9 protein-coding genes are annotated in these 9,714 nt (G+C 64.3%); 1 reads left to right on the top strand and 8 read right to left on the bottom strand.

The annotated features are described in order from the left end of the window. From NKJ89_RS35075 to NKJ89_RS35110, 8 genes are all read right to left on the bottom strand, one after another. On the bottom strand, positions 1 to 967 hold a 967-nt coding region (locus NKJ89_RS35075; protein WP_352608995.1), incomplete at its 3' end, for a multicopper oxidase family protein. A gap of 209 nt (positions 968 to 1,176) precedes the next feature. Continuing rightward, entirely contained in the window at positions 1,177 to 1,530 is a 354-nt protein-coding gene (locus NKJ89_RS35080) for a cupin domain-containing protein (RefSeq protein ID WP_352608996.1), read from the bottom strand. 477 nt (positions 1,531 to 2,007) lie between these two features. Further along, entirely contained in the window at positions 2,008 to 2,901 is an 894-nt protein-coding gene (locus NKJ89_RS35085) for a sugar phosphate isomerase/epimerase family protein (RefSeq protein ID WP_352608997.1), read from the bottom strand. Positions 2,902 to 3,000: 99 nt separating this feature from the next. After that, positions 3,001 to 3,939 carry an ABC transporter substrate-binding protein gene (locus NKJ89_RS35090; protein WP_352608998.1) on the bottom strand — a complete coding sequence of 313 codons (939 nt, stop codon included), beginning with the start codon at positions 3,937 to 3,939 and terminating at the stop codon, positions 3,001 to 3,003. A 76-nt stretch (positions 3,940 to 4,015) separates the two neighbouring features. Next, positions 4,016 to 5,014, bottom strand: a complete 999-nt coding sequence (locus tag NKJ89_RS35095) for an ABC transporter permease subunit (protein ID WP_352608999.1) — start codon at positions 5,012 to 5,014, stop codon at positions 4,016 to 4,018. Beyond that, the gene (locus tag NKJ89_RS35100; RefSeq protein WP_352609000.1) at positions 5,011 to 6,555 is read right to left on the bottom strand and encodes a sugar ABC transporter ATP-binding protein; all 1,545 of its coding nucleotides are present in this window, start codon (positions 6,553 to 6,555) and stop codon (positions 5,011 to 5,013) included. The genes NKJ89_RS35095 and NKJ89_RS35100 overlap by 4 nt, the downstream gene beginning before the upstream one ends. Then, positions 6,552 to 7,931, bottom strand: a complete 1,380-nt coding sequence (locus NKJ89_RS35105) for an FGGY-family carbohydrate kinase (RefSeq protein ID WP_352609001.1) — start codon at positions 7,929 to 7,931, stop codon at positions 6,552 to 6,554. Before NKJ89_RS35105 ends, NKJ89_RS35100 begins: the two co-directional genes overlap by 4 nt. Beyond that, a complete protein-coding gene (locus NKJ89_RS35110; protein WP_352609002.1) occupies positions 7,928 to 8,710 on the bottom strand; it encodes a DeoR/GlpR family DNA-binding transcription regulator in 783 nt (260 codons plus the stop codon). Before NKJ89_RS35110 ends, NKJ89_RS35105 begins: the two co-directional genes overlap by 4 nt. 192 nt (positions 8,711 to 8,902) lie before the next feature. Between NKJ89_RS35110 and NKJ89_RS35115 the strand changes: the two genes are divergently transcribed. Next, on the top strand, positions 8,903 to 9,714 hold an 812-nt coding region (locus NKJ89_RS35115), incomplete at its 3' end, for a class II aldolase/adducin family protein (protein ID WP_352609003.1).

Raw genomic sequence — 9,714 nt, forward strand, 5'->3', positions numbered from 1 at the left:
GCGTGTACAGCGTTGCGGGGCCGGGCTTGTCGAATGACACGATCAGTTCAAGGCGTTCGGCGGGACTGAGAAGGATCTCGTCGGCTGCGACCGGTGCCTCCAAGAGGCCGCCGTCCGTTCCGATAATCATCATCGAGGCTTGATCGAAGGAAAGTCGAAGGAACCGCGCGTTGGTCGCATTGTAAAGCCGGAAGCGCCGCTTCGTGCCAAAGGGAACTGCTAGCCGAGGATTCTTCTGTCCGTTGACAAGCACATGATCGCCGACGCGTCCGTTCATCAGGTCCGTCATCGTATTGTCCGGCATCGTGCCGTCGGCGGCGAGGCGAAGGTCGGTGAAGACCAGCACCGTATCGCCATATTCGGCCGGGATCGGATCGATTTTCGGTTTGACGACGAACGCGCCGGCAAGGCCGCGATAGACTTGCTCGGCCGTCTTGCCGTGCGGATGCGGATGATACCAGTACGAACCCGCGCTGCCTTCCGGCAGGTCGAAGCTGTAGGTGCGGTCGGCGCCAGTTGCGACGGGGTACATCGGATTGCCGTCCTGGTCGGCGGGCACCGGCATGCCATGCCAATGGATGGTGCTCGTCTCTTCAGGAATTCGGTTCGCGAAGGTGATCTCGACCCGGTCACCCTCGACCGCCTCGATCAGCGGCCCGGGGCTGGTGCCGTTATAGCCGAGGATCGGCGTGTCCAGTCCTTCGGCAAAACGCACCGAGGCGCGCTGGGCCGTCAGCTTCGCCTTGAACAGGCCGGGGGTGCCGGCTTCGTTGGCAAGGCGGGGCAAGTCGCGAAGCACTTTTCCTTCCGGCAGCACGACCGTGCTCTGCGGCGCCTCGCCCATGTCGTGGCCTGCGTGGCCACCCATATCCATGCCGGGCATGTCGTCCATCTTCATCTGGGCGATGGCGCGCTGGCTCACAAGAACCGTCGCAAGACCCGCCGCCAAAAAACCGCGTCGATGCATCTGTCGTCTCCTCGATCAGCCATTGAACGCTGAGGTCGATCCTAAGAGGACTGCCGATACCCGGTCAGGTCAATGCGGCGTTTAGGCCATCTGGTCGGCCCAGCATCATGGCCATTGGAACTCGTCCGTGGTCGAGCCGCCCGCGCAACCATCGCGCCAAAGACCCGCCATGGGCACCAACCGCCAGCGGCTCACGCGAACAGCCCGCCTTAGCCGACCCTGACGACAAAATGCTTCGTCACCGGCTCGATGATCTTCCAGGTTCCCTTGAAATCGGCTTCCACCACGAAGGCGTCGCCTGGGCCTACCTCGACCGGCGTGCCGCCGTCGGGAGTGATGATGATGCGACCGGCGATCATGTGCACGAACTCATAGTCGGTGTAGGTCGCGTGATAGGTGCCGGGCGTCGCTTGCCAGGTCCCCGACAACACCTTGCCATCTTCGGTCGTGTGCTGGATGGCGGTTTTCATGGTCGGCTTGCCTTCGACCACGACCCAGCCCGCCAGATCGCCGGGTTCCGCGTTCTCGACGGCGCCGAATTTGAGGATCGTGCTGCGTGTCATGTCCTTGGCTCCGTCTATGCGTTATGGGCATTGTTTGCCCGGACGGGTCAGATATCCGATGCACCTGCCGCGGGCAATGCCGCCACCGGCGCCAGTAGGGCTCCGAACTCAGGTTAACAAAAAACCTGACGGCAGCCAGCTCGGCGGTGTTGGCAGCTTTCGTGCCGGCAACCTTTCACGATAGGAATTTTTTCTTGATTTCGTGACCTCAGCTATGGTACATATTTGCGTATGGTGCTGATTTGCGCCAGTGACCCGCCGCACAGGCGGGTTTTTCGTTTCCGTCAGCCAACGCGCCGGCGAAGGCAGCGAAGGAACCCGTAACCCGAGTTCGTTGCCCTGGCGGCGCCAGGCGCCCGCGATCCGGTTTTCGCCTAAAGCGCGTCGCGTCGAAATGGATGCATGCACCGCGCTATAGGTGTTTGTTTCCATGCATGTCGTTGTCTCAAAACCGGGGCCACTTTTGAGCGACATGCATTAGGGTCTGTGCTGGGCCGAAACCAGCTCGGCCTTGCGTCGCGCCGTCTCCAGCCCGAGGCCGATGAAGGCGCGCGCGTGCTTGGCGAGCGCCACATTGTCTGTCCACAGGTTGCGCCAGATGGCGGTCTTCTTCGACAGGTTCTCGTCGACGATTTCCGACGAGAAAGATTCGAAACTGAGGTCGTCACTGTAGCCGATGGCCGTGAGCGCATCGAAGATCGCGGCGAAATCGATGTTGCCGGTACCGAGGAAACCGCGATGGCTTTCGCCGATATGGACATAGCCGATCTTATCTGCGGCATGGCGGATGGCCAGCCCGACATCGGCCTCCTCGATGTTCATGTGGAACGTGTCGAGATGCAGGAAGATGTTGTCCGAGCCGGTGTCCTCAATGAACGCCAGCCCTTGCGCGGCGGTGTTGAGCAGGTTGCTTTCGAAGCGGTTGACGATCTCGAGGTTGAGCGTGACGCCGGCCGCCTTGGCCGTCTCGGCGACCTTCGCCAGCGTGCCGGCGCTGCGCTGCCATTGATCGCGCGTCGGCGCCTCGACCTGCAGTCCGTGGCTGGTCGAGAGAATGCCGGCGACCTTCCCGCCGCCGAGATCGCGCGTCAGCGCGATGGTGTCGCTGAGGATTTCGACGCCATGCGCGGCAATCGCCTTGTCGGCGCTCGAAATATCGCCATCACCAGGCAATCCGATGCTGATCGCCACGCCGAGGCCAAGATCGGCGATGCGCCTGGCAAGCCCGCTTATGTCGACATTGGCGGGGTCGAGATAGGAGAATTCGATGAGGTCGAAGCCGGCCTCTCTGGTGTTGGCCAACGTCCGTTCGAGATCGGCCTGCGCCGAACTCGCCGACCAGACGAAAGAATGGATTCCAATACGCGACATCATCGTCTCCGGCTTCTGCGCATCGGACCCAGAGGCGGAGCCGATGCCTGGACAAGACGTGCAGCTGGGTGATCCCGGCCGCACGCTGCTGAGGGACGTTTAGCGGGCCGCGGTCCAGCCCTTGTAGTCCTTCAGGTTCTCGGCCGTGATCAGCTTCGGGTCGAGCAGCACGGTCGGCTCCGCCGGCTTCTTGCCGGCGAGCAGGTCGGCCGCCATCGTCAGCGACTGGCCAGCCATCACATAAGGATCCTGCGAGGCCGACGCCTTGATCATCGAGGTGCCGGAGGCGAGTTCCTTCTCGATATCGGGGGCGCCGTCGACGGCGGTGAAGAGGAACTCCGAGCGGTTGAGCTGCTTGGCCGCAAGCTGGGCGCCGATCGCCGTCGGGTCGTTGATGGCAAACACGGCATCGATCTTGTCGAAGCGGGTGAGCAGCGACTGGAACACCTTCAGGCCGCCGTCGCGCGAGCCTTCGGCGTTCTGGTCGTCGGAGAGGATCTTGATTTCGGGATGCTGCGCCAGCACGTTCTTGCAGCCCTTCACCCGCTCCAGGATCGACGACGATGCCGGCCCGTTGAGGATGACGTAGTCGCCCTTGCCGCCGGTATGGTCAACCAGGTACTGGCAGGCCTCTTCGCCGGCCTTGACGTTGTTGGTCATCACCGTGACGTCGGCGCCGGGTGCCGAAACGTCGAAGGCGGCGACGACGATGCCCGCAGCCTGCGCCTTCTTCACTGCCGGCGCGATAGCCTTGGCGTCGACGGCGTTGAGCATGATCACATCGACGCCGGCGGCGATGAACGAATCGACCTGCGAGACCTGCTTGTTGAGGTCATAATCGGCCGACACCGACGTCACCTCGACCTTCGGATTGATCTTCTTGGCCGCGTCCTCGATGCCCTTGATGGTGGCGACGAAGAAGGGGTTGCCGAGCAGGCCGACCGAGATTCCGACCTTGTTGAGGTCCTTGGCCGAAGCAGGCGCGATGGCGAGCGACGCGAGCGCGACGCCGCAGAGCAGTTTGGCGATGGTCTTCATTGTTTTCCTCCGATTGCCCCGCGCCTCTCACGGTGCGTTACACAAACCGGTCGTTTACGCCGGCGACTAAGGTCAATCACGTTCGTGCTCCGGCCTGGAGCCTGTAGCGGTCGAGGGCGACCGCCACGATGATGACCAATCCCTTGATGATGTATTGCCAGATGTCCGAAACGCCGGCCAAGATGAGCCCATTGGAGAGCACGGCGATGATCAGGCCGCCGATCAGCGTGCCCCAGATCGAGCCGACGCCGCCGACGAAGCTGGTGCCGCCGAGAATGACCGCGGCAATGGCGTCGAGTTCGTAGGACTGGCCGAGCTGCAAGCCGTTGGCGGCATAGAGCCGGGCCGCCGACATGGCGCCGCCAAGGCCGGCCAGCAGGCCGGAAACGCCGTAGACGAAGAGCAGCACCAGCGGCACCTTGATGCCGGTCAGGCGTGCCGCCTCGGCGTTGCCGCCGACGGCGTAGATCCAGGTGCCGAGCACGGTGCGCTTGAGCACCAGCCAAGACAGCACCACCACCGACAGCGCGATGATGACCAGCCACGGAATGCCGAACAGCGAACCGTTGCCGATGAAGTCGAACGGCAGGTCCGCGTTGAACACCGTCGTGTCCTGGCCGAGCAGGCGGGCGACGCCGCGCACAGCGGTCAGCGAACCGAGCGTGACGATGAAGGGCGGCAGCTTGATATATGCTATGAGCAGCCCGTTGATGACGCCGAAGCCGAGGCCGACCAGAATGGCCGCCGGCACGCCGAGCAGGCCCCAATCAGGCACCAGCGATACGATCACCGCCACCATCGCCGAGGCAGCAAGGATGGCGCCGACAGACAGGTCGATGCCGCCTGTCAGGATGACGAAGGTCATTCCGGCCGCAAGCACGATGTTGATCGATGATTGCTGTGTGACGATCAGCAAATTGGTCTCGGTCAGGAAACGCGGGTTCAGGAATTGGAAGCCGGCCGCCAGCAGGATCAGTACCGGCAGCATGCCAAGGGCAGCGATTGCGGTGCGTAACCGCCGGCTCGCGCCCGTGGCCTGGCCGCCTGCGCCGATCTCGGTCGCCTTGTCGGTCATTGCTGAGCCGCTCCCGTTGCAAGTTCCATGATTTTTTCCTGGCTGAGCGGCTCGCCCTGGCTTGCCGTCACCTCGCCCGAAATCGTGCCGTCGCGCATCACCAGCACGCGATCGGCGACGCCGATCACTTCCGGCAGTTCGCTGGAGATCATCAGGATGGCGATGCCCTGCTTGGCGAGATTGTCGATCAGCCGGTAGATTTCCGATTTCGCCCCAACGTCGACGCCGCGGGTCGGCTCGTCGAGGATGACGACCTTCGGCTCGGTTTCGAGCAGGCGGGCGAGCAGCACCTTTTGCTGGTTGCCGCCCGACAGCGAGCCGGCATTAGCCTGTACCGAACTGGTGCGGATGGAGAGATCGGCAACAGCCTTGGACGCGCGCCTCTCGGCGGCCGCGAAGTCGCGCAGGCCGCCGGCGCGCGAATCCCTTGCCAGCACGCCCATGCTGATGTTGTCGGAGATCGACATGTCGAGGAACAGGCCGAGTTCCTTGCGGTCCTCGGTCAGATAGGCAATGCCGGCATCGAGCGCCTCACGCGGCGAGCCGATGGTTACAGGCTTGCCGTCGAGTTCCAGCGTGCCGGATGTGCGCCTGTCGGCGCCAAAGATCAGCCGTGCAAGCTCGGTGCGGCCGGAGCCGACCAGACCCGCCAACGCCAGCACCTCGCCCTTGTGCAGGTCGAACGAGCAGTTCTTCAGGAGACGACCGTCGGACATGCCGCGCACCGAGAGCGCCACCGCGCGCTTTGCATCCGGCGGCCGATGGTCCTTCTTGTAGAAGGCGGACAGATCGCGGCCGACCATCATCGACACCAGGCGCGAGGCGCTGAGGTCGGCGCGTTCGAGCGTGCCGACATAACCGCTGTCGCGCAGCACGCTGACGCGGTCGGCAAGCTGGTAGACCTCTTCCATGCGGTGACTGATGTAGATGATGGCGATGCCTTGCGATTTCAGCGTCGCAATGACCTCGAACAGCCGGTCGGTCTCGCGCGAGGTCAGCGACGTGGTCGGCTCGTCCATGACGATGATGCGCGCATTGGTCGACAGCGCGCGGGCGATCTCGACCAGCTGGCGCTCGCCGAGCGACAGGCTGGAGACCATGTCGCGGGCCGAGAAGGAGACGCCGAGACGCGCGATGATCTCCGTGGCCCGCCGGGTGCACTGGTCACGGTCGACGATGCCGAAACGGCGTGGTTCGTTGCCGAGGAAGATGTTTTGCGCCACCGTCAGATTGGGCGCCAGCGACAGCTCCTGATAGATCACCGCGACGCCGCTGGCGCGCGCCTTGATCGGATCGCCGGTCACGGCGGGCATGCCGTCGATCAGGATCTCGCCGCCGGCATCCGGCCGATAGGCGCCTGAAAGCACCTTCATTAGCGTTGATTTTCCGGCGCCGTTCTCGCCCATCAATGCATGCAATTCGCCGGCATGGACGCTGAGCGAGACATCCTGCAAGGCGCGGATCGCACCGAATGTCTTGGAGATGTGCCGCATTTCCAGCACCGGTTGGCGCGCCGTCTCGACTTTGGCAGCCGCGCTCATCGTGCGCCTCCCGCCGCCGCACCGGCGATGCCCCGATCCATAGCGAAGGCATGCCAATCATCGCGATAGGACGCCAATCCAGTGAAACGCGATGCGTGCACCGGCTCCGGAACCTCGGCGGCAAATTCGCGCCCGACACTCTCGAAGGCAAGCGCCGCGGCACCCGTGGCGCTGCCTTCCAGCGTGGCGCCTTGCAGGAAGGCCTGGCTGGGGCGCAACTGCGCCAGCAGGCTGGCGAGCAAACCGCCAGCATTCAGCCCACCATCGACGATCACGGTGTTTTGCGAATGGATCAGGTCGAGCGACAGATCGACCATCAGCGCGACATAAAGCAAAGCCACGGCCGCCCGTTCCTCGGCATCGGGCGTGCGGCCGACCAGCAGGCCGGACGGGCCGGCCATCGGCCCGCCCGGCGCGAAGCTGGGCAGCGCCATGATACCGGCGTCGATCACTCGTTGTATCGCGGACAGGCCGATTTCGCCGTGCCAGCCGCCGCTGATGGTTGCGAATTCGCGTCCGCCCATGAAGCGGATAGTCGGCACCGGACCGCCATCGACATCGACATTGACCAGCATGTCGCGATCCTGGTCGAGCGCGTCGAGCGGGCAGTCGGGATTGAGCACGACGACCCAGGTGCCGGTCGAAACGACGGTGACCGGGCCGAGCTCTTGCCGGCGATAGGCATGCAGCGCCGCATTCGAGTCATGGACGCCATTGTGGATGCCGACTGGCCGCGCCGAACCTCCGAGGTGCCGTTCGCCGATCACGGCGCCGGCGCGCTCGAAGGAAGGCATCCGGTCACGCCAGCCCTGGGCATCGACCAGCGAGGAAAAGTCTTGGCTACGCGGCGCCCACAGATGCGAGTGGCAGCCGAGATAGGACACTTCCGATACCGCTTGCCCGCCAAGGCGCCAGCTCCAATATTGCGGATAGCCGAGGATCGATTTCGCCGCAGCGAACGCGCCGGGATCGACCTCCTGCAGCCACAGCATGTGGCGGCCGTAGTTGAAGCCGAGCGGCAGTCGCGGCGAGAAGGTTTCGGCAAAATCCGGAATGCGGCGATCGATCCGCGCGGCAATCTCGGCCGGCGGCTCCTGCTCGTAGTCGAGGATCGGATGTGTGAGCGCCGTCTCGTCGATCAAGGCAAAGGTGCAGCCATGGCCCGACACCATCAGCCCCTCGACACCGTGGCTGCCGACCGCATCGGCGACGGCATTGAGCGCCCAATCGTGGAGCGTTGCCTCGTCGAGCACGCTGAAGCCACCCTGGGGCACCCAGTTCGGCTGTGTCCGGCGCTCGTCGAGAATGCGTCCGTCCTGATCGAAGACGAACAGCTTCGAATTGGTCTTGCCGAAATCGAGGACCGCCACCTTCACTGCATGGCTCCCGAGGATGAGGCAATCCGCACCATGACGCCGGCGTCTTCCAGCATGCGCGCGTCGGTGTCGGAGAGGCCCTCGTCGGTGACCAGCGTCCCGATGCGGGAAAGCGGCAAGGCGACGTTGCGCGCATGGATCGACAATTTGCGGCTGTCGGCCAGCACCACGATCTGGTCGGCGCAGAGGCTGAGGTCGACGATGGAGCGCACCAGCAAGGGATGCGATTCCAGCACGCCTTCCTGGCCAATGCCTTGCGCGCCGAGGAAGAATTTCGAGCCGTAGAAGGGCACGGGCTGGATGAGCGAATGGATGATGCCGGGTTCGCGATGCAGCTCGCCGCCGGCAACGGTCAGGCTGCAATGGCCGTGGTCGCTCAGATAGGCCGCCAGCGGCATCGAGTTGGTGTAGAGGCGGATGTTGCGCTCAGCGAGCTTGACGCCGAGATGGAAGCAGGTCGAGCCGCCATGCACGATGACTGCATCGCCGTCCCGCACCATCGTCGCGGCAAGGGCGGCGATCTGCCGCTTGGCCTCGACCGCTAGGTCGCGGTTCTCGTCATAGGGCCTCGCATAGGCGACACCTGCCTGGGAAGCACCGTCAAGCGCCGAGATGCCGCCATAGACCTTTCGCGCCTCGCCGGCTTCATCGATCCTGTCGATGTCGCGCCTGACCGTCGCGGCGGAAACGCCGAGCCGTTCCTGAAGCTCGCGCACCGAGGCGAACGGGCGATCCCGCAGCAGTTCGACGATCTGACGCTGGCGGCCGGAGTCGCTCACTCTTTCCTCCCGAGTGCCTTTTTCCGTGGCAATTGGCGCAACTTACTCAACATTAGGCGGATTGCAAGCGTGTTTTGATGATAGTAGATCACTATTGACGTAGATCACTCGTATCTGCGATATCAGCGCCAATTCGACCCCGGCAACGGGATTTCGCGCAGGACACGGCCGAACCGTTGGAGGAAAAGCGCCATGGCAACCCAAGCTGACGCGAAGGAACTGGCGGCCTTGCGGGCGCTTTCGGCCAGCATCGGGCGAAGCCCGCACCTGACCCAGGCGGCGGGCGGCAACACTTCGCTGAAAGCTGGCGATACGCTGTGGATCAAGGCTTCCGGCACATGGCTGAAGGATGCGCTCACCGACGACATCATGGTGCCGGTGGCCATGGCGCCGCTGCTCAAGGCTGTCGAACAGCGCGACCGCGCCGCCGATCAGCCGCAGGGTTTCACCATCGCGGCGCTCAACCCGCGCGGCTTGCGCCCGTCGATCGAGACCACGGTCCACGCCCTTATGCCGCAGCGCGTGGTTCTGCATGTCCACTGCGTCGACACCATCTCGCTTGCCGTGCAGGCCGATGGTGAGGCCGAGGTCGCCAGACGGCTCGATGGCATCGAATTGGCCTATGTGCCCTATTTCCGGCCAGGCCTGCCGCTTGCCCGCGGCATCGCCGAAAAGCTTCGGCCTGATGTCGACGTGCTGGTTCTCGGCAATCACGGGCTGGTCGTCGCCGCAGAAACCGTCGCCGAGGCGGAGCTTCTGCTACGCCGAGTCAGGTCCCTGCTGGCCCGGCCGGCGCGCGCGACCGCGCCGCCCGACCTTGCCGCCTTGACGGTGCTTGCCGGCGACAGCGGCTACAGATTGCCGGCCGATGTCGAAGCGCATGCGGTCGCGCTCGACCCGGAGAGCCGCCGCATGGCGGAGGGCGGCAGCCTCTATCCGGACCACGTCATCTTCCTGGGCCAGGGCTCCGTCTTGGCGAGGCCTGGCGAGACCGCGGCTGATGT

Source organism: Mesorhizobium sp. M0047 (genome assembly GCF_040323315.1).
In the GTDB taxonomy this organism is placed as follows: domain Bacteria; phylum Pseudomonadota; class Alphaproteobacteria; order Rhizobiales; family Rhizobiaceae; genus Mesorhizobium.